Here is a 17,448-nt window from a genome sequence, read left to right as displayed (position 1 = left end):
GATATATCTATAAGTGTTAGTAAGCGAGATTCTTACCCACAGATGCTGAGATCTCGATGCCAACACGGCGGTCGTCACAAGCCCCCTGCGCGAAGCCGGTGCGCTCGACGCTAGATCCCGATGTCACTCACCGAACTCAGCGTCTCGACGACCGGCCCCGTCGCTTCCGTGTTCCGTGCCGCGCGCCGCATCTCCGCCGCCGCCGCGCGCACGGCATCCTGCATCGTCAACTCCGGTGTCCCGCGCTGCATCGACTCGGCGAGACGCTCGCGAGCCGCGGCATCCGTTCGCGCCACGACAATCGCGACGTTGTGAGTCCGCCCGCGCGTGAGTCCGACGTAGAGCCCCGCGGCATCCACGTCCGGCCCGACCACCGACGCATCCGCGGTGTCACCCTGCACCCCGTGCACGGTGGACGCGTAGGCGAGCTGCAGATGCTCGCGCGCATAGTCCGCGGAAACGCGCGCCAACTCGCCACTGTCGTCCACCGAGACCAGCGACACGAACTCATCGCGGACGCCGCGAACGATCCACTGCGCACGATTCTCGACGCCTGTGCGACGGTCGTTGCGACGGGTCTGAACGGTATCGCCGACGAGGATGCGCTGCTCGCCCATTCCCCACGCGACGACCCCGGCATCGACCTCGCCCTGATCCACTCGCCGCTGCTGGATGGCGTCATTGATCGCATCCGCCTCAGCGTTCGTACCGGACACCAGCGTCACCCTCTTGCCGCGCGCGTGCCACTCGAAGTACGCCTCGATCATCCGCTCACGCGCCGCATCGTGATGATCGACCCTGTCGACGTGACCGTGTTCGGCAAGCTCAGCCGCAACGGCCAGCGCGTGCTCGCGATCGGCCGCGTCCCGTAGCCGCAGGGTGAGCGCCGCGTAGTCGGGATCGCGGAACCGATGCACCGTGTCGAGTTCGACCGCAGCGTTCGCATGTCGGATCGCAGAACCCATCGCGCCCGCATGCCCGACCGGCAGCGCCTGATGCGTGTCACCCACGAACACCAGCCCGACGCCGTGCTCGATCGAGAGTTCGACGAGGGCGTTCGCCGCCTGCAGGTCGACCATGCCGGCCTCGTCGACGACGATCCGGTCGCGCGGCTGCAGAAGGGATCGTGCCGGGCCGGCGTACACGACGCCCGTGTCGGCGTCGGTCTCGCCGACGCGAAGACGCGTCCAGACCATCGCGCCAGCCTGATCAGCGCCCCACCGGTAGCCGTGGTCCGAGAGGAGGGCGTGAAGGCTGGATGCCACGGCGCCGATCTCGCGGGATGCCACCGACGCCGCCTTCCGTGTGGGGGCGACGACGAGCATCCGCCGCCGCTGCGTCGTGAGCGCCGCGAACGCAGCGCGCAGCATCGTCGTCTTGCCCGCGCCCGCGGGGCCGGTGACCGTCACGAGCCCGTCCGTGCCGGCGATGGCGCACGCTGCAGCGCGTTGCGAGGCATCCAGTATGGAGAGATTCTCGCTCGGCGTGAGCCGGTGCAGCTCGTTCGGCAGCAGTGCGCGCCCCGGCTGCGCGAGCACGTCTAAGCGGCCGGCGAGACGCACCTTGGCGCGCACGGTCTCGGTCGCCATGAAAGCTTTGACGTGCGATGGCGGATCGTCCGGAACGAGTCGATGCACGGCACTGATGGCGCGCGCCGTGATCTCGGTGATCACGCCATCGAGCTGGTCGCGTTCCGCAACCACCCTCGTACGCGAGAGCGCGCGTATCGCACCCGCGCGGATGTCGAAGATGCTGAAACGCCCTCCGCGGTATGTGGACCGCTCGTCCGCGTCCACGATTGCCTGTGCAACCAGCAGGTCGAGATCGATGGCATCCAGGTCGGTCCCAGCGGCGGCGATGGGTGCGCGCGGAGTGATCAGGTTCGGATCGACAGCGGCGATTTCGTGGCGAACGTACGCCTCCCACGACGTCTCATCGAGGTCGGATGGCTTGTTCGGACGCGCCACGGCCCATGCGCGCCGGTCGATCTGCTGCAGTGCCTCGACGCTTGGCGCTGATCCTCCGTGAGTCGCCGACCACTCCGCGATCAGGCTCGCACGGTTCGTTTCGATCTGCGCGGATCGACGGGAGAGGGGACGCACGGCACCGGCGAGCTCGGCGATCTCACCCGCCTCGTCGAGCGTGTAGCCGTAGCGCGCGAGGGCGGAGATCCACGCGGGATCGGTGCGAGCTGCGAGATCACCCTCGGCGTTGATGACGGTGTGCAGCTTCATCGCGACACGCGAGTCGAGGTTCGACCACTTGCCGTCCGCGCCGAGCACCTTGATGTTCAGCCAGAGGTGACGGTGGATGTGCGGGTCGAGGGCGCGCGAGCGACGATGCTGCAGTTCGACGACCTCGATGCGTGTGATCTCCTCACGGAGGAGACCGCCGTGGCCGCGCCGCGCGTTGAGCTCGGTCTGCCAGGTGAGGAGGATGCGCTCACGAAGCCGGTCTTGCAGTGCTTCGAACTCGGTGGCGAGCTCGGGATGCAACAGTGCGGCGACGCTGTACGACTTCGGATGGTTGAGCGTCCCGTCGAGCAAGAGGTCGGCGTCGGGGCTCAGCCGCTGGTGGCCGCGCTCCTCGCCTGTGACCGGGTCATGCCCAGTGAGCCAGACACGAAGGCCGCCGGCCGTGAGTTCGTTGGAGGTGATGACGCCGTTGTCGACGATGAATCGCGAGACGGTGGAATCGGATGCCCCGCTGTACGCCTCGAGCGCATTGACGCCGGTCGTGTGATGAAGGTAGGCGTCGCACGTGCCCTCAAGCGCGTAGGAGATCGCCTGTCGAACCCCGCGGGAATCGACACCTCGCTTCCAGCGCTCGAGGCCTCCACGCATGCCGCCAGAATAGGGTGCGTTTTGTCAGTTATCCAGGTATTTTTCTGGCCTGTAGGTCTGTGTAGGCGAGTGCTTTTAAAGGGTGTCGCTTACCGAGGGTGCCTGCGTGCATTGTTCCTCGATTGTTTCTCGCTCTGGGTACTCCAAGTTCTCGTTCTATGCTCGCGCCTACCTAGTAATGTATGAAAGGCATTCGGAGAATCGGTGACTATTGGGTGTCGATCGGTCTCCGCATCCCCACCAAGACGGCCAGGCGAAACCACAGGGCAGGCTCTCCGCCCTCGTACGTCGCTCTCCCGCGAAGTCTTGCCAAATGCATGCGAGGCTCTGAGCATCAGGGCGGTGACTCGGCTTCAGGTGCAACACCGACTGGCGACCCACCGCATCATTCTTACGACCCACGTCCGCTTCGTAAAAGTCGCGCGGTTACTCGGTCGGTGACTCCTCGGTGAAGCCAGCCTTTTCCTGCCCCGAGCGCACAAGCTGACTGACCTCAGCCTCCGGCGCTTTGGCCGGCAAAGACACCTCGATCTCAGTCGAGGAGATCGCCGATCGGAAGGCCATCCTCGCCACGTCCCACAGCGTCTCAAGCGCCGTGGACCGCAACAGCAATTCGCCAAAAGCCTCCGCTCCCGGATCGTCCTTCGCAGGGATGACCATGAGGCATGCCACAGTTACCTCCCCAACGCCGCCTTCGCCGCCAGCGTGGACCGTACCGAACACAACACGGCCCATATCGTCTTCGTCGCGCTCTGGAGCGTATCCGACCAGCCAGTCGAGGTGGACTTCCTCCACTTCCGTGCGCAACGCTCGGACCCCCATGACCTCTGGGCCGATGAGCTCCAAAGAGGAATCGGTGACCATCAGGCCCCGACCCTTTTCCTGTAACGCGCAGCCGCGGGTCGACGATAAGAAGAGACTGAGGGAAGTTCTTTCTCATGCGCCGCATGGACGGACGGGCTTTCCCATCCGGCGTACTTCGCAAGGTCAATGGGTTCGGCGACGGCGTGCGCTTCCGGGATCCGGGCGCCCACCTGAAGCTCCGCTCCAAGCGCGTGGAGCGTGGCAGCCAGATTTCGAATAGTGATGTTGCGATCGCCCCGAAGTCGCTCTGTGACTTCACTGCGCGTCACGTTCAACGAGCGAGCAAGGTCAGCGCGGCTTAGTCCGCTAGCCTCAAGCGCGCGCGCAATGATCTCGGATGCATCCACCATGGCTGCTTCCTCGGCGTAGACCGCCTTGTACTGCGGGTCATCGGTTGGGAAGAGTCCCATCAGGTTTCTCCTTCAATGTCGCCATCCCAGAAGATGGCGAATGCCTTTCTAGCGTTCTTCACAACCTGCTTGTCGCTACCCTTCCGCTCACCGTGAGTGACGTACCAACGGCTCTGGAAGCGCACAAGGTATAGGCGTAGTCCGCCCCGGTTGTGGCTCTTCAGTTCGTGCACCTCGGCACCCCGGTCCATGGGGTCTTTGGGTGACGTCCCGCTGAATGGTGGAGTTTCTCGACACCGTGCGGGATCAGCTTCTGTGATTATGCCGCGTTGAGTTCTGGGATGGCCACCTCCTCGTCGATGGCGGTGAGGAGTTTCATGGAGTGTTCGGAGAAGTAGCGGCGGTCTGCGCCGTCCCATTCGTCGTGCTGCTCGATCAGCACGTGCCCGGCGAGGCGCAGGAGCGCGGCGGGGTTGGGGAAGGTGCCGACGACGTCGGTGCGTCGTTTGATCTCCTTGTTGACCCGCTCGAGCGGGTTCGTGGACCAGATCTGCCGCCAGTGCTGCTGTGGGAATCCGCAGAACGCGAGGATGTCGTCCTTCGCGTCTTCGAGCATGTCCGCGATCTTCGGATGTGAGCGGGTCAGCATGCGCACGACCTCGTGGAACTGTGCGAACACGTGCTCGGTGTCGGGTTGGGCGAAGATCGTGCGGATGATCGACGCGACCATCGGACCGGACGCTTTCGGGACGTTCGAGAGCACGTTGCGCATGAAATGGACCCGGCAGCGTTGCCAGCTGGCGCCAGCGAACACCGTCTCGATCGCGGAGATCAGGCCGGTGTGAGCGTCGGAGATCACCAGCTTGACCCCGCCGAGCCCTCGAGCCTTCAATGACCGCAGGAACGTCGTCCAGAACGGCTGTGATTCTGTTTCTCCGACCTCGAACCCGAGCACTTCCCGGCGCCCGTCGGCGGCGACACCGATCGCGACGACGACCGCCTGGGAGACCACGCGCCGGCCGACGCGGGCTTTGCAGTAGGTCGCGTCGAGGAACACATACGGGTAGGAAGTGTCCGCGAGGGGCCGGTCGCGGAACGCGGCAACGTCCTCGTCCAGGTTCGCGCAGATCCGCGACACCTCGGACTTCGAGATCCCGGTGTCCGCGCCGAGCGCCTTCACCAGATCATCGACCTTGCGGGTGGAGACGCCGTGAACATACGCCTCCATCACGACCGCGAACAGCGCCTGATCAACGCGACGGCGCCGCTCCAACAACGACGGGAAGAACGATCCCTGTCGCAGCTTCGGGATCCGCAATTCCAACTCGCCCGCTGTCGTCGTGAGCGTGCGGGGACGGGTGCCGTTGCGTTGCGTCACACGGTCCGGGGTGCGTTCGAAGGGGGCGGCGCCGATGAACGCGGCCGCTTCCGCGTCGATCAGCTCCTGGTAGAGCGCTTCGGTCGCGACGCGGATCCGGTCGGTGACATCGGTGAGTTTCAGTTCCCCGAGCAGCTCGAGGAGGGCAGACTGGTCTAGAGCCATCGTGCTTTGTGTCTTCCTGTGAGAGAGAACTTTGATCGGTACTTCTCACTGACCATCGCACGATGGCTCACCCACGTCTACGACGCGGGCGACCCTGCCGGAACCTCCACCACTCCACGGGACGTCACCGGGTCTTTGGCCACGATGTGTCGCATATTCTCGGGCGACTTGATGTGGTGACCGTCTCTCAGGCGTTCCAGGTATCGCTGAAACTTTGCCTGATCGCGGATTTCAAGCGAACTGATGAACTCAAGGCCCTCATCCTCTCCCTTGGCGTTACTGACCGTGAACACCACATCACTGCCATCGAACACCGGCGTTGGCGTGACGCGCTGTTCGGTCATAACTTTACACACAATCGTCGAGGAAGTAGCTGGAAGTCTGTCTCCGACAGTACCGGCACGCGATGATCGTTGAGGTTTCGCGACACTTATGGACCACGCTCACTCGCAACGGCCGGGAATCGCGTTGCTCACTGTTTCTCGTGCATCACCTGCGCAGCCGCGTCGACGACCGAGGCGTTGACGCACTTGATGACCGACCCGTACGGGCCACGGTGTCGCGCGACTGGCAGGATGTCCTTCTCGGGCCCACCGCTGCACCTGGCGCTGCGATATCTCCGCGCTTCGCGACCTACTGGATCGTTGGCAGCTGATCGAACGACTCCTGCACCGGACAAGATCGATCTCGTCAGTCTCGCCGTCGGGATAGACATTCGAACTGTTCGCGAACCGGTGATCGATCTTGCGCGGGTTGTGCCAGTTATTGCCTTCCCTCCGACATCTAGCCAATCTAGCGATCGGGCGCGGCGCAGTGCTCGTCGTCGAACGGCTGCTAAGCGGAGCGCGCCAGCGCGGAGTCTGCAAGGAGTGAGCGGCGAGAACGGAGCCGCGGCCGATCGCTACACTCTCGGCGACGGAGGGAGGCGCCCCTCGACCTCAACGCCAGTTGACGACGTCTTCCTTCATCTATCCACATGTGTCGTCGGCGGCGTTGACGGCGGCCCGCCAATGTCCGACACTAGGCCGATACTTACCGTCAACCGGTATCGAGCGGAGGTCGAGATGGGCACCATCACGCCGTACGAAACGGTCAACGGTCGCCGTTACCGCGTGCGCTATCAGAAGCCGGATCGCTCCGAGACTCAGAAGCGCGGCTTCACGACGATGCGGAAGCGCAGCTGTACCTGTCGATGGTCACGACGTCGAAGTCGAAGGGCGAGTACATCGATCCATCCGCGTCGCGCGTTCCGGTGCGGATGTTCGCGGACAGCTGGTTGCGATCCAAGCGGCCGCCGATGACGAAACCGTCGTACTCCATGACGCTCGAGCGGGCGTGGAAGAACCACGTGGCTCCGGTCTGGGCCGACCGGGAGATCTGGTCGATCCGGCGTTCGGAAGTCCAAGACTGGGTGTCCGACCTCGCGACCCAGAAGTCCCGCACCGTCGTCCTGCGCGCACTCGGAGTCCTTGCCGGAATCCTCGACGTCGCCATCGACGATCGCCGTCTCGCCAGCAATCCGGCCCGTCACATCCGCAGCCTTCCTCGGAAGGGACCGGGCAAGCGCCGCGTGTACCTCACGCATGACCAGGTGGCGACGCTGGCGGCGTGCTCGGCACATCCGACGCTCGTCCTGACGCTGGCGTACACCGGCCTGCGCTGGGGCGAGGCGACGGGGCTGCGGGTGCGCAGCGTGAACCGGCTGCGCCGGCGCTTCGTCATTGAGGAGAACGCGGTGATGATCGCGTACGAGATCCATGTCGGCACGCCGAAGACGCACGAGAAGCGCTCCGTGCCCTACCCCCGAGCGTCTGACCGCGATGATCGAGGCGGCGTGCGCCGGCAAGGGCCCGGAAGGGCTGCTGTTCGGCGACGGGATCAATCACATGCGCAACTCGGGCGCGCAGGGCTGGTTCGCGAACGCGGTCCGCCGCGCGCAGGCGATGGACCCGTCGATCCCGCGGCTCACCCCGCACGATCTTCGGCACACCGCCGCCTCGCTCGCGATCAGCGCGGGTGCCAACGTGAAGGCGGTGCAGCGGATGCTCGGGCACGCGTCGGCGGCGATGACGCTCGACACCTACGCCGATCTCTTCGACGACGATCTGGATGCCGTCGCGTCTCGGCTGAACGCCGCCATGCCGCTGATCGCGCTGCCGACGGGTCCGCAGACCCGCTATGCCCGACCGAAGTGAGCGCCGAGAGCAGATTGCTCAGTTCTCCGACCGTGCGAGCGATGGCCGAAACGCTCGCTTTTGGCGTCTGAAGACGCTCGGCCCGTTTCGGGCTCATAGCGTTTTCAAATGCGGCCAAAAGCGGCCAAAAACGGGCTTTGTGTGGTCTGACCACAGAAGAAACGCCTGGTCAGAGCGAAAAATAGACTGTGCCCCTGGAGGGACTCGAACCCCCAACCGTTTGCTTAGGACGCAACTGCTCTTCCATTGAGCTACAGAGGCTGGCTCCACAAGTCTAGCCAGTCACGTGCGGACTCCAGCAATCGCGCGGCCTCACGCGGCGAGCGCGAGGTACGGCTCCCAGCAGGGGTCGCTGCGCTCCGTGCCGCGCACAGTCCAGCCGCCGCCGTGCGGTGGCCGCGGGGTGAACCGCAGCTCCCAGCGCATCTCCTGCGGTGTGCGGTTGCTCTTGACGTTGTTGCAACGCAGGCAGCAGGCGACGAGGTTCTCCCACGAATCCGCTCCGCCGCGCGAACGCGGCAGCACGTGATCGATCGTGGATGCCGCCTTGCCGCAGTATCCGCAGCGGTGGTTGTCACGGCGCAGCACCCCGCGCCTGGTGACGGGCACGCGTCTGCTCATCGGCATGCGGACATATCTCGACAGGATGATGACGGCAGGGCGATCATAGGCACCGGCGGCGGCCCAGACGGGATCGCCCTCCACGCGTTCGACCACAGTGGCCTTGTCATTCATCACGAGTACCAGGGCTCGCTTGAAGGACACCACGGCGAGTGGCTCGTACCCGGCGTTCAGAACAAGTGTGCGCATCGTCATCCTCTCGATCCGCCGGGACGGCTTCCCGGCACTCTCGACTCACACGCCGCCACTCGGACGACAGACGATACGCAGAAACGAAGAAAGGCGCCGTCCTACGGACAGCGCCTTCTGCACACGACAAGCTCAGTGCATCCCTGCGGGCAATGCCGAAGGACGTAACGACCGAGTGCATCCATGGTGCGGATGCCCGGTATTCGTTCCATCAGCTTCTCCCGTCCGTGCGACGACGGGATCAGGTTAGCCCATCCCGCCGAAGGATGACGAAACGACGGGTGAACGCTCAGACGTGTGTCGGATGCCGCGGAGACTCAGCCGGCGTTCGCCGCGAGCCAGGAGTACGGTTCCAGCAGCGAGCCACCTACCCACACCTCGAAATGCAGATGGTTGGCAGTCGATCGACCGGTACTTCCGACGAGTCCGATGAGCTGCCCGGCGGCGACCCTCTGCCCCGCCTGGACCTGACGCGATCCGTACGTCATGTGTCCATATGTTGTGGAGACGCTCTGTCCGCCGACGACGTGGTCGATCATGATCGCGACACCGTAGCCGCCGATGCTGTCGGCCGACGCACGGACGACGCCCGCGGCCGCAGCATAGATGGGGGTGCCTGCAGGGGCGAGCATGTCAACGCCGTTGTGACCGCCCCCGATGCTGCGGCCCTGGGTGTAGGAACCGGAAGGAAGCGGATAGCGGACCTCGCCCGACCCGGGTGCAGTCATCGCGTAGTTGCTGACGTCGACGCTGGTCGAGACCGAAGCAGAGGCCGCGGCGGCCGCTGCGGCTGCCGCCTCGGCTGCTGCTTCTTCGGCCTTCTTCTTCTCGATCTCCTCAGGCGTGGTGGCGCTGTACGTGGAGCGCTTCATCGGGGTGGCCGTCGCCTCGGAAGCCACGACCAGCGACTGGGCGTCGTCCGCGGCGACCTGCTGCAGCGTCGCCGTCGCGTCTAGCGGGCTGGACGAGGCGGCGTAAGCGGGAAGGGCGACCGCGGCGACAAGAGCCCCGACGGCGCCGAAGATAGCGATCGAGCGGATCGGCTTGATCATCTTGCGAGCAGCGTCGCGCGGCGCCGTAATGCGGTTGCGCTTCAGGGTCTTCTCAGATGTCGTGGTCGGTTCGATGTCTGCGGCCAAAAGGTGATCCTCCTGCGCCTCGGCGCTTCGGGTGCGCTGGCTCGTCGGCACTCTGCTTCTCGTGGCACTAGCTCGGGGTACTTTGTGCGATCTGACCGCGGAGACGACGAGCCGGGGAGGCAATCTTCACGGGGATGTCGACGGCGGGCTTCTTCGCTGACGACCTGACCGAGGTTACCGGAAGATAACGATCATGTCACCCTGACAGGCTGACAATCATCCGGGAAGGGGGCCAGCGCCTGAAATCAGGCGGGCTCGCCGACGAGGAAGATGTGTGAGGCCAGCTCGACGGGGAGCTCGAGCCCCTCATCGTTGCCGTCCATCTGGATCAGCACGTAGCCCTCGCTGTATCGGTAGTTGCCACGTGCGCCGGGGACGACGCCCGCCTCGCGCAGCTGCTGCAGCAGCTCGGGATCGACCTGTGCGGGCTCGGCCAGGCGACGCACCGTTCCCTCGATCGGCTCGGCGGCGTCGTTCAGCTTCTTGACCAGCCCTACGACGCCCTCATCGAACGTGCGGGCGGGCAGATCGCCCAGCTGGTCGAGCCCGGGGATCGGGTTGCCGTACGGCGACTCGGTGGGGTGCCCGAGGAGCTCGACGAGGCGACGCTCGACCTGCTCGCTCATCACGTGCTCCCAGCGGCACGCCTCTTCGTGCACGAAAGCCCAGTCCAGACCGATCACGTCGGACAGCAGGCGCTCGGCGAGCCGATGCTTGCGCATGACGTCGACGGCCTTGCGGCGACCGGCATCCGTGAGTTCGAGCGTGCGATCCTCCGAGACGACGACGAGACCGTCGCGCTCCATGCGGCCGACCGTCTGCGAGACGGTGGGCCCGGAGTGACCGAGACGTTCGGAGATGCGCGCGCGCAGGGGAACGATGTTCTCTTCCTCGAGTTCGAGGATGGTGCGGAGATACATCTCCGTGGTGTCGATCAAGTCGGTCATCTGGCCCTCCGGGTCTTCTTAGGCAAGCCTACATTCCCCCGGCGACGTCAGACGGGGAAACAGTGGAATTCGCCGCCTCGGAGCGCCTCTAGAATCGACGCATGGCGATCGAGATTCCCCGTGACCTCCTGCCCGTCGACGGCCGTTTCGGCTGCGGCCCCTCGAAGGTGCGCCCGGCGCAGCTGGAGGCTCTCGTCACAGCCGGTGCCGGCATTCTGGGTACCTCGCACCGCCAGGCGCCCGTGAAGAATCTCGTCGGCAGCGTCCGCGAGCACTTCGCCAACCTGTTCCGGCTGCCAGACGGCTACGAGATCATCGTCGGCAACGGCGGCTCGACCGCGTTCTGGGATGCCGCAGCCTTCGGCCTCATCGAACGTCGCAGCCAGAACCTCACGTTCGGCGAGTTCGGCGGAAAGTTCGCCAAGGCCGCCGCGGCTCCGTGGCTCGAGGCGCCGGACGTGCGCAGCGCCGAGCCCGGCTCGCGTGTCGGCGCCGAGGCTGTCGAGGGCATCGACGTATACGCCTGGCCGCAGAATGAGACGTCCACCGGTGTCTCGGCCCCCGTCGAGCGCGTCGCAGCCGACGGCGCCTTGACGGTGATCGACGCGACCAGCGCCGCGGGCGGCATCGACTTCGACGTGACCCAGGCCGACGTCTACTACTTCGCACCGCAGAAGAACCTCGGCTCCGACGGCGGACTGTGGTTCGCCGCCGTGTCGCCCGCCGCCGTCGAGCGGATCGAGCGGATCGCGGCATCCGGTCGTTACATCCCGGAGTTCCTCAGCCTGAAGAACGCGGTCGACAACTCGCGCCTGAACCAGACGCTGAACACGCCCGCTCTCGCCACGCTCCACATGCTGGACACCCAGCTGCAGTGGATCAACGACAACGGCGGTCTCGCCTGGGCCGGAGCGCGCACCGCGGAGTCGTCGAAGGCGCTGTACGACTGGGCCGAGGCGTCCGCGGTGGCGACGCCGTTCGTCGCCGACCCCGCACACCGCTCCCCCGTCGTCGTCACGATCGACTTCGACGACAGCATCGACGCCGCCGGGATCGCGAAGACGCTGCGCGCCAACGGCATCGTGGACACGGAGCCGTACCGCAAGCTCGGCCGCAACCAGCTGCGCGTTGCGACCTTCGTCTCGATCGAGCCCGACGACGTGCGCCAACTGATCCGGTCGATCGACTACGTGCTGGAGAACAGCGGAGCCTGAGCGCAGGGCACGCGGTCATTCCCTGTTAGCGCTGTCAGCAGCGTCGACAAGATTCAGCAGCGCGTCGCAGGAATGAGCAGCGCGAACTACTCCTCTTCGGCGTCGCCGTCAGAGTCGGTGTCGTCGTCGGAATCCTCATCGGAGTCGTCATCGTCGAGGTCTTCGGCGGAGTCGTCGAGCTCGTCGATGTCGACGCCGTCCAGATCACCGGCGTGCAGGATGTCGGGCTCGTCCGAGTCGTCGTCCTCATCGAGGTCGTCGTCCGCGTCCTCTTCGGTCTGATCCGCGGAATCGGCGTCGTCACCCTCACCGGACTCCTCGGCCGCAACAGCAGCCTGCTCTGCGAGCTCGGCCTGATGCGCTCGATACTCGGCGAGACGCTCGGCCCACGGCACCCACTCGGGCGCGAGCAGAGCACCCTCGTTCGGCAGCAGCTCGACCTCGAGGACGGTGGGGTCGGCATCGTCGACGCGCGCCACCGTGACAGTCCAGTACCAGCCCGGGTACCCAGGGAGACGGTTCTCGAACCGCAGCGACACGGATCCGTCTTCTTCGACCGTGTAACCGGCCGCAGGGCCGATCGTCGTCGCAGGCGTGATCTCCTGCAGCGCCGCGAGCGCGACATCATGCGCGCCGATCAGGCGCTCATCGGGCTCAGGCGTCGAGGTCATCGGCGACCTTGCGGAGCACAGCGGCGACCTTGCGGCCATGGCTGCTGGACGGATAGCGGCCGCGACGCAGGTCGCCGCCGATGTCGTCGAGGAGCTTCACGAGATCCTCGATGATGATCGCCATGTCGTCGGCGGGCTTGCGCTTCGCCTTCGAGAGGCTGACGGGCGCCTCGAGGACGCGCACCGAGAGCGCCTGCAGTCCGCGCTTGCCATCGGCGACGCCGAACTCCACGCGGGCGCCCGACTTGACCGTGGCGCCGGTGGGCAGGGCGGAGGCGTGCAGGAAGACGTCCTGGCCGTCATCGCTGGCGATGAAGCCGAAACCCTTCTCGTCGTCGTAGAACCTGACCTTGCCGGTGGGCATGGGAGAACCTCGCTGTGTGATGGAGCCGAAATGCGGCGCGCGTATTCGCGGCCTCCCCCAGCCTACCGGTGTTCCAGGGACTAGGCTGAGACGGATGAGCACGCAGAATTCCGGTCCCGAGGTTCCCGTCCGTCGGCTGGATCGCATCCTCGCTTTCGCGGCGCTGACGCTCGCCGCGCTCTCGGTCATCTGCTTCTTCGCGATCATCATCGGCAGCGCCGTTGGGATGGATCAGGATGCCTTCGCCGAAGGGGTCTGGCCGATCGTCGCCGCCGTCCCGATGTGGGGCCTTCCGGCGGCCTTCGTCATGATCATCACCCTGCTCGTCATGAGCTTCGCGCGGAAGGGCCGCGCCGCCAAGCGCCTCTGACATGAGCACGCACGCCCGCCCGCTCGCCGTGTGGCTGGCAGCTGCGCCCGACGCGCAGCTGGCCGCGCTCTTCGAAGCGCGCGGCGTGCGCGAAGACGTCGCCTGGGCGGACTTCTTCGATGCTGCCGAAGCGCTGCTCGACCCTGCCTCGATCGAACGGATGCTGCCCCGTCTGACCCTGGCCGAAGCCCGCGCTCTGCGTGGGTCGGTCGAGGGAGAGGATTCCGGGGAGGAGGCCTCCTCCCTCATCGCGCTCGCGCTGCTGCGGCCCGACGGCACCCCGCCACCCCCGGTCGCCGACATAGTCGCCGCACGGGAGCTGCCCGAGGAGAACGACCTCACCGACCCGATCCCCGCGGACGAGCGGACGGCGGCGCGCGCCGCGGAACGCTCCTTCACGAGCGTCGGGGCCATCGCCGACCTCCTCCTGCTCGCCGCGGAGACGCCGCTGGCGCTGCTCACCGGCGGCAACCTCGCCGCGGGCGAGAAGCGCCGCATCGCCGAGTCCGGTACGCCCGCCGAGATCCTCGACGACCTCGTCGCGATCGCCGTCGCCGCCGGCATCCTGTCGACCGGCGACCGCAAACTCCGATCGACGGCTGTCGGCGAGGCATGGCTGCGGCTTGCGGCATCCGATCGGTGGATCGCACTGGCCGAGGCCTTCCGGGCATCCCTCCCCCGTGGACTGCGGACCGACGACGGCGGCTGGCTTCCGGTCGCCGGCTGGCCGCGGCAGCATCCCTGGGACCCGTCGTGGAGCGAGCGATGCGCGACGATCAGAGCCCGCGCCACGCTGCTCGGGCTGATCGCCGCGGACGACACGGAGCCCGAGTGGGCCGTGCCGCTGCGGCTCGGCGAGCCGGCCGACGCCACTGCGCTCGAGCGGATGCTCCCTGCGGAGGTCGACCGGATCTTTCTGCAGAACGACCTCACCGCGATCGCGCCCGGACCGCTCAAGCCCGCGCTGGATGTGCGGCTTCGCGGCATCGCGGCCCGCGAATCGACGGCGCAGGCCTCGTCATACCGGTTCACGGCCGAGTCGATCGCACACGCCTTGACCACGGGCGAGACAGCGGCGTCGATCCTCGACCTCCTCGGCGAGATCTCACTCACCGGCATCCCCCAGCCGCTCGAGTACCTCGTGATGCAGACCGCGCAGCGCCACGGGCTCGTGCGGGTGTTCACCGACTGGTCGGGCCGCACGCGCGTGGCGAGCGCGGACGCCACCCTGCTGGATGCGATGGGCGTCGACCAGTCGTTGCGTCCGCTCGCGCTGTCACGGGATGCCGAGGGTCTGAGCTCGCGCGTAGGGCGCGACACCGTCTACTGGACGCTGACCGACGCGCGGTACCCGGCGATGATCGTCGGGTCCGACGGGCAGCCCCTCGTCGTCGATCGCAATCCTGTCGCGGCATCCGAACCGTCTGCGGTGCGCGACTACAGCGCGCTCATCGCGCGACTCCGAGCACAGCAGGGTCCGGACGCCGACGCCGCCTGGCTGGACCGCGAACTCGAAGCGGCCGTGCGGACCAAGGCCGTGCTGCACGTGGAGATCCTCATGCCGGACGGCTCGATGCGCGAGCTGCAGCTCGAGGCCAGCGGCCTGGGCGGCGGCAGGCTGCGCGGAAGGGACCGTGCCGCGGATGTCGAGCGGACGCTTCCGGTCAGGAGCATCCGGTCCGCTCGCGTCATCGACCCTTCTTCCGAGTAGAGACCGGTAAACTGGACCGCTATGTCTGATGGCCCACTGATCGTCCAGAGCGACCGCACCGTGCTCCTCGAAGTCGCGCATGCGGACGCCGAGACGGCGCGCCACGAGCTGGCGATCTTCGCCGAACTCGAACGCGCGCCCGAGCACATCCACACCTACCGGATCACGCGCCTGGGCCTGTGGAACGCCCGCGCGGCAGGACACACCGCAGACGACATGCTCGAGGTGCTCGACCGCTGGTCGCGTTTCCCTGTGCCGCCGTCCGTGTCGGTCGACCTGCGCGAGACCGTGGATCGGTACGGGCGCCTCGTGATCGAGCGCGACGACGAGGGCACCCTGATCCTGCGATCCACCGACCCGGCCGTACTCGCCCAGGTCGCGAACAACAAGCGCATCCAGCCGCTGCTGATCGGACGCCCGAACCCCGACGCCTACGTGGTCGACGCGTGGGCACGCGGTCAGATCAAGCAGGAGCTGCTGAAGATCGGCTGGCCCGCCGAGGACCTCGCCGGCTACACCCCCGGCACGCCTCACGAGATCGAGCTCGCCGAGGACGAGTGGCAGATCCGCCCCTACCAGCAGGATGCCGTCGACGCGTTCTCCAAGGACGGCTCCGGCGTCGTCGTGCTCCCCTGCGGAGCCGGCAAGACCATCGTCGGCGCCGGCGCCATGGCCGCGACCAAGACGACGACGCTGATCCTCGTGACGAACACGGTCTCCGCCCGGCAATGGCGCGACGAGCTGCTCAAGCGCACCTCGCTCACCGCGGAGGAGATCGGCGAGTACTCCGGCCAGTCCAAGGAGGTTAAGCCGGTCACGATCGCGACCTACCAGATCCTCACCGCGAAGCGGAAGGGCGAGTACGCCCACCTGGCGCTTCTCGACGCCCTCGACTGGGGCCTGATCGTCTACGACGAGGTACACCTGCTGCCGGCCCCGGTGTTCAAGCTCACCGCCGATCTGCAGGCACGCCGACGCATCGGCCTCACCGCGACGCTGGTGCGGGAGGACGGCCGGGAGGGCGACGTCTTCAGTCTCATCGGGCCCAAGCGCTTCGACGCGCCGTGGAAGCAGATCGAGGCGCAGGGGTTCATCTCCCCCGCCGCCTGCTACGAGGTGCGCGTCGATCTGCCGGCGGACGACCGTCTGGAGTACGCCGCGGCCACCGACGACGAGCGTTATCGGCTTGCGGCATCCGCCCCCGCGAAGATCGACGCCGTGCGCGAACTGATCGCCAAGCACCCCGGCGAGCGCGTCCTCGTGATCGGACAGTACCTCGACCAGCTCGAGACGCTCTCGGAAGCGCTGAACGCCCCGCAGATCACCGGAGCGACGCCGGTCGACGAGCGCGAAGAGCTGTACCGGCAGTTCCGGGAGGGCGAGATCGAGCTGCTCGTGGTCTCCAAGGTGGCGAACTTCTCCATCGACCTGCCCGAAGCATCGGTCGCGATCCAGGTGTCGGGGTCGTTCGGATCGCGGCAGGAGGAGGCGCAGCGTCTCGGACGCCTGCTGCGACCGAAGCAGTCCGGCCACACTGCGAGCTTCTACACGCTCATCGCCCGCGACACGGTCGACCAGGACTACGCGCAGAACCGCCAGCGCTTCCTCGCCGAGCAGGGCTACAGCTACACGATTCTTGATGCGGATGCCCTGGCCGCGGCGTAGCCGCCGTCGACGACAATCGGGGCGCTCCGCAAGATCATCAGCCGCGGCATGGCTGAAGTCACCATAATGGGGTCATGACTGATGCACGCATCCTGGTCGTCGATGACGAACCGAACATCCGTGACCTGCTGTCCACCGGTCTGAGCTTCGCCGGGTACCAGGTCAAGACAGTGGCGAACGGCGCGGCGACGATCTCCGCCGTGCTCGAGGAGGAACCCGACCTCATCATCCTCGACGTCATGCTCCCGGACATGAACGGGTTCAGCGTCACCAAGCGGCTCCGCGGCGCGGGATTCACCGCGCCGATCCTGTTCCTCACCGCGAAGGACGACACGCAGGACAAGATCGAGGGGCTCAACGCCGGCGGCGACGACTACGTGACCAAGCCGTTCGCGCTCGACGAGATCGTCGCACGCGCGCAGGCGATCCTCCGGCGCACGATGCAGGCGGACGAGGAGTCCATCATCCGTGCCGGTGAGCTGTCGATGGATCAGGACACCCACGACGTCTTCGTCGGCAAGGAGCCGATCGAACTCAGCCCCACCGAGTTCAAGCTGCTGCGCTACCTGATGCTGAACCCCAACCGGGTGCTGTCCAAGGCGCAGATCCTCGATCACGTCTGGGAGTACGACTTCAACGGCGACGCCGGGATCGTGGAGAGCTACATCTCCTACCTCCGCCGCAAGATCGACCCGCACACCGAGGAGTCCGTCATCCAGACCAAGCGCGGCTTCGGCTACATGCTCAAGGTGGGCAAGTAGT

General features: G+C 66.4%; 16 protein-coding genes, 1 tRNA gene and 1 pseudogene. 7 read left to right on the top strand and 11 right to left on the bottom strand.

Annotated features, from left to right (window positions below):
* Nucleotides 1-110: 110 nt before the first annotated feature.
* The 5 genes from IM776_RS04560 to IM776_RS04540 all read right to left on the bottom strand — a co-directional run bounded on the left by IM776_RS04560 (nucleotide 111) and on the right by IM776_RS04540 (nucleotide 5,944).
* On the bottom strand, nucleotides 111-2,843 hold the full coding sequence (locus tag IM776_RS04560; RefSeq protein WP_194421838.1) for an AAA family ATPase: 2,733 nt from the start codon (nucleotides 2,841-2,843) through the stop codon (nucleotides 111-113).
* Between the two features lie 426 nt (nucleotides 2,844-3,269).
* A complete protein-coding gene (locus tag IM776_RS04555) occupies nucleotides 3,270-3,707 on the bottom strand; it encodes a hypothetical protein (RefSeq protein ID WP_194421837.1) in 438 nt (145 codons plus the stop codon).
* Nucleotides 3,707-4,117 (bottom strand): helix-turn-helix domain-containing protein, encoded by a 411-nt coding sequence (locus tag IM776_RS04550; RefSeq protein ID WP_194421836.1) that lies wholly within the window; start codon nucleotides 4,115-4,117, stop codon nucleotides 3,707-3,709. Before IM776_RS04550 ends, IM776_RS04555 begins: the two co-directional genes overlap by 1 nt.
* 259 nt (nucleotides 4,118-4,376) lie before the next feature.
* Nucleotides 4,377-5,600 (bottom strand): IS256 family transposase, encoded by a 1,224-nt coding sequence (locus IM776_RS04545; protein WP_194421519.1) that lies wholly within the window; start codon nucleotides 5,598-5,600, stop codon nucleotides 4,377-4,379.
* Nucleotides 5,601-5,677: 77 nt separating this feature from the next.
* Nucleotides 5,678-5,944, bottom strand: coding sequence for a hypothetical protein (locus IM776_RS04540; RefSeq protein ID WP_194421835.1), 267 nt, complete (start codon nucleotides 5,942-5,944; stop codon nucleotides 5,678-5,680).
* A gap of 848 nt (nucleotides 5,945-6,792) precedes the next feature.
* On the opposite strand from IM776_RS04540, the pseudogene IM776_RS15940 reads away from it, so the two are divergent.
* Both IM776_RS15940 and IM776_RS15855 read left to right on the top strand, forming a co-directional pair.
* Nucleotides 6,793-7,077: pseudogene (locus tag IM776_RS15940) on the top strand (tyrosine-type recombinase/integrase); the annotation flags it as partial.
* A 343-nt stretch (nucleotides 7,078-7,420) separates the two neighbouring features.
* Nucleotides 7,421-7,795, top strand: coding sequence for a tyrosine-type recombinase/integrase (locus IM776_RS15855; protein WP_228479910.1), 375 nt, complete (start codon nucleotides 7,421-7,423; stop codon nucleotides 7,793-7,795).
* A 189-nt stretch (nucleotides 7,796-7,984) separates the two neighbouring features.
* Here IM776_RS15855 and IM776_RS04530 read toward each other — a convergent pair.
* From IM776_RS04530 to IM776_RS04515, 4 genes are all read right to left on the bottom strand, one after another.
* Nucleotides 7,985-8,056: transfer RNA gene (locus IM776_RS04530), tRNA-Arg, on the bottom strand.
* Between the two features lie 51 nt (nucleotides 8,057-8,107).
* Nucleotides 8,108-8,605, bottom strand: a complete 498-nt coding sequence (locus tag IM776_RS04525) for an HNH endonuclease (protein ID WP_194421834.1) — start codon at nucleotides 8,603-8,605, stop codon at nucleotides 8,108-8,110.
* 317 nt (nucleotides 8,606-8,922) lie between these two features.
* Nucleotides 8,923-9,744, bottom strand: coding sequence for a M23 family metallopeptidase (locus IM776_RS04520; RefSeq protein WP_228479909.1), 822 nt, complete (start codon nucleotides 9,742-9,744; stop codon nucleotides 8,923-8,925).
* Nucleotides 9,745-9,989: 245 nt separating this feature from the next.
* Entirely contained in the window at nucleotides 9,990-10,691 is a 702-nt protein-coding gene (locus tag IM776_RS04515) for an iron-dependent transcriptional repressor DtxR (RefSeq protein WP_194421833.1), read from the bottom strand.
* Nucleotides 10,692-10,792: 101 nt separating this feature from the next.
* Here IM776_RS04515 and serC point away from each other — a divergent pair, with 101 nt between their 5' ends.
* Nucleotides 10,793-11,905 carry a phosphoserine transaminase gene (gene serC, locus IM776_RS04510; protein ID WP_194421832.1) on the top strand — a complete coding sequence of 371 codons (1,113 nt, stop codon included), beginning with the start codon at nucleotides 10,793-10,795 and terminating at the stop codon, nucleotides 11,903-11,905.
* Between the two features lie 86 nt (nucleotides 11,906-11,991).
* On the opposite strand, the gene IM776_RS04505 is transcribed toward serC, so the two are convergent.
* Both IM776_RS04505 and IM776_RS04500 read right to left on the bottom strand, forming a co-directional pair.
* Nucleotides 11,992-12,576: a DUF3027 domain-containing protein gene (locus IM776_RS04505; protein WP_194421831.1), complete on the bottom strand. Its 585-nt coding sequence runs from the start codon at nucleotides 12,574-12,576 to the stop codon at nucleotides 11,992-11,994.
* Nucleotides 12,560-12,940, bottom strand: a complete 381-nt coding sequence (locus IM776_RS04500; RefSeq protein ID WP_194421830.1) for a cold-shock protein — start codon at nucleotides 12,938-12,940, stop codon at nucleotides 12,560-12,562. Before IM776_RS04500 ends, IM776_RS04505 begins: the two co-directional genes overlap by 17 nt.
* A 94-nt stretch (nucleotides 12,941-13,034) precedes the next feature.
* Between IM776_RS04500 and IM776_RS04495 the strand changes: the two genes are divergently transcribed.
* From IM776_RS04495 to IM776_RS04480, 4 genes are all read left to right on the top strand, one after another.
* Nucleotides 13,035-13,310 (top strand): multidrug ABC transporter ATPase, encoded by a 276-nt coding sequence (locus IM776_RS04495; protein ID WP_194421829.1) that lies wholly within the window; start codon nucleotides 13,035-13,037, stop codon nucleotides 13,308-13,310.
* A 1-nt stretch (nucleotide 13,311) separates the two neighbouring features.
* Complete coding sequence (locus tag IM776_RS04490; protein ID WP_194421828.1) at nucleotides 13,312-15,021, top strand: helicase-associated domain-containing protein; 1,710 nt, start codon at nucleotides 13,312-13,314, stop codon at nucleotides 15,019-15,021.
* A gap of 21 nt (nucleotides 15,022-15,042) precedes the next feature.
* A complete protein-coding gene (locus IM776_RS04485) occupies nucleotides 15,043-16,686 on the top strand; it encodes a DNA repair helicase XPB (RefSeq protein ID WP_194421827.1) in 1,644 nt (547 codons plus the stop codon).
* A 74-nt stretch (nucleotides 16,687-16,760) separates the two neighbouring features.
* Entirely contained in the window at nucleotides 16,761-17,447 is a 687-nt protein-coding gene (locus IM776_RS04480; protein WP_194421826.1) for a response regulator transcription factor, read from the top strand.
* Nucleotide 17,448 lies beyond the last annotated feature (1 nt).

This window comes from Microbacterium abyssi (assembly GCF_015277895.1).
GTDB classification, from domain to species: Bacteria; Actinomycetota; Actinomycetes; order Actinomycetales; family Microbacteriaceae; genus Microbacterium; species Microbacterium abyssi.
The sequence above is the reverse complement of the archived record's forward strand: the minus strand, read 5'-3'. Positions and strand labels throughout refer to the sequence as shown.

What these genes read in the sequence shown, in the direction of transcription:
- IM776_RS04560 (WP_194421838.1), bottom strand. Translation starts at nt 2,843, where the DNA reads ATGCGTGGAGGCCTCGAGCGCTGGAAGCGAGGTGTCGATTCCCGCGGG.
- IM776_RS04555 (WP_194421837.1), bottom strand. Translation starts at nt 3,707, where the DNA reads ATGGTCACCGATTCCTCTTTGGAGCTCATCGGCCCAGAGGTCATGGGG.
- IM776_RS04550 (WP_194421836.1), bottom strand. Translation starts at nt 4,117, where the DNA reads ATGGGACTCTTCCCAACCGATGACCCGCAGTACAAGGCGGTCTACGCC.
- IM776_RS04545 (WP_194421519.1), bottom strand. Translation starts at nt 5,600, where the DNA reads ATGGCTCTAGACCAGTCTGCCCTCCTCGAGCTGCTCGGGGAACTGAAA.
- IM776_RS04540 (WP_194421835.1), bottom strand. Translation starts at nt 5,944, where the DNA reads ATGACCGAACAGCGCGTCACGCCAACGCCGGTGTTCGATGGCAGTGAT.
- IM776_RS15855 (WP_228479910.1), top strand. Translation starts at nt 7,421, where the DNA reads ATGATCGAGGCGGCGTGCGCCGGCAAGGGCCCGGAAGGGCTGCTGTTC.
- IM776_RS04525 (WP_194421834.1), bottom strand. Translation starts at nt 8,605, where the DNA reads ATGCGCACACTTGTTCTGAACGCCGGGTACGAGCCACTCGCCGTGGTG.
- IM776_RS04515 (WP_194421833.1), bottom strand. Translation starts at nt 10,691, where the DNA reads ATGACCGACTTGATCGACACCACGGAGATGTATCTCCGCACCATCCTC.
- serC (WP_194421832.1), top strand. Translation starts at nt 10,793, where the DNA reads ATGGCGATCGAGATTCCCCGTGACCTCCTGCCCGTCGACGGCCGTTTC.
- IM776_RS04505 (WP_194421831.1), bottom strand. Translation starts at nt 12,576, where the DNA reads ATGACCTCGACGCCTGAGCCCGATGAGCGCCTGATCGGCGCGCATGAT.
- IM776_RS04500 (WP_194421830.1), bottom strand. Translation starts at nt 12,940, where the DNA reads ATGCCCACCGGCAAGGTCAGGTTCTACGACGACGAGAAGGGTTTCGGC.
- IM776_RS04495 (WP_194421829.1), top strand. Translation starts at nt 13,035, where the DNA reads ATGAGCACGCAGAATTCCGGTCCCGAGGTTCCCGTCCGTCGGCTGGAT.
- IM776_RS04490 (WP_194421828.1), top strand. Translation starts at nt 13,312, where the DNA reads ATGAGCACGCACGCCCGCCCGCTCGCCGTGTGGCTGGCAGCTGCGCCC.
- IM776_RS04485 (WP_194421827.1), top strand. Translation starts at nt 15,043, where the DNA reads ATGTCTGATGGCCCACTGATCGTCCAGAGCGACCGCACCGTGCTCCTC.
- IM776_RS04480 (WP_194421826.1), top strand. Translation starts at nt 16,761, where the DNA reads ATGACTGATGCACGCATCCTGGTCGTCGATGACGAACCGAACATCCGT.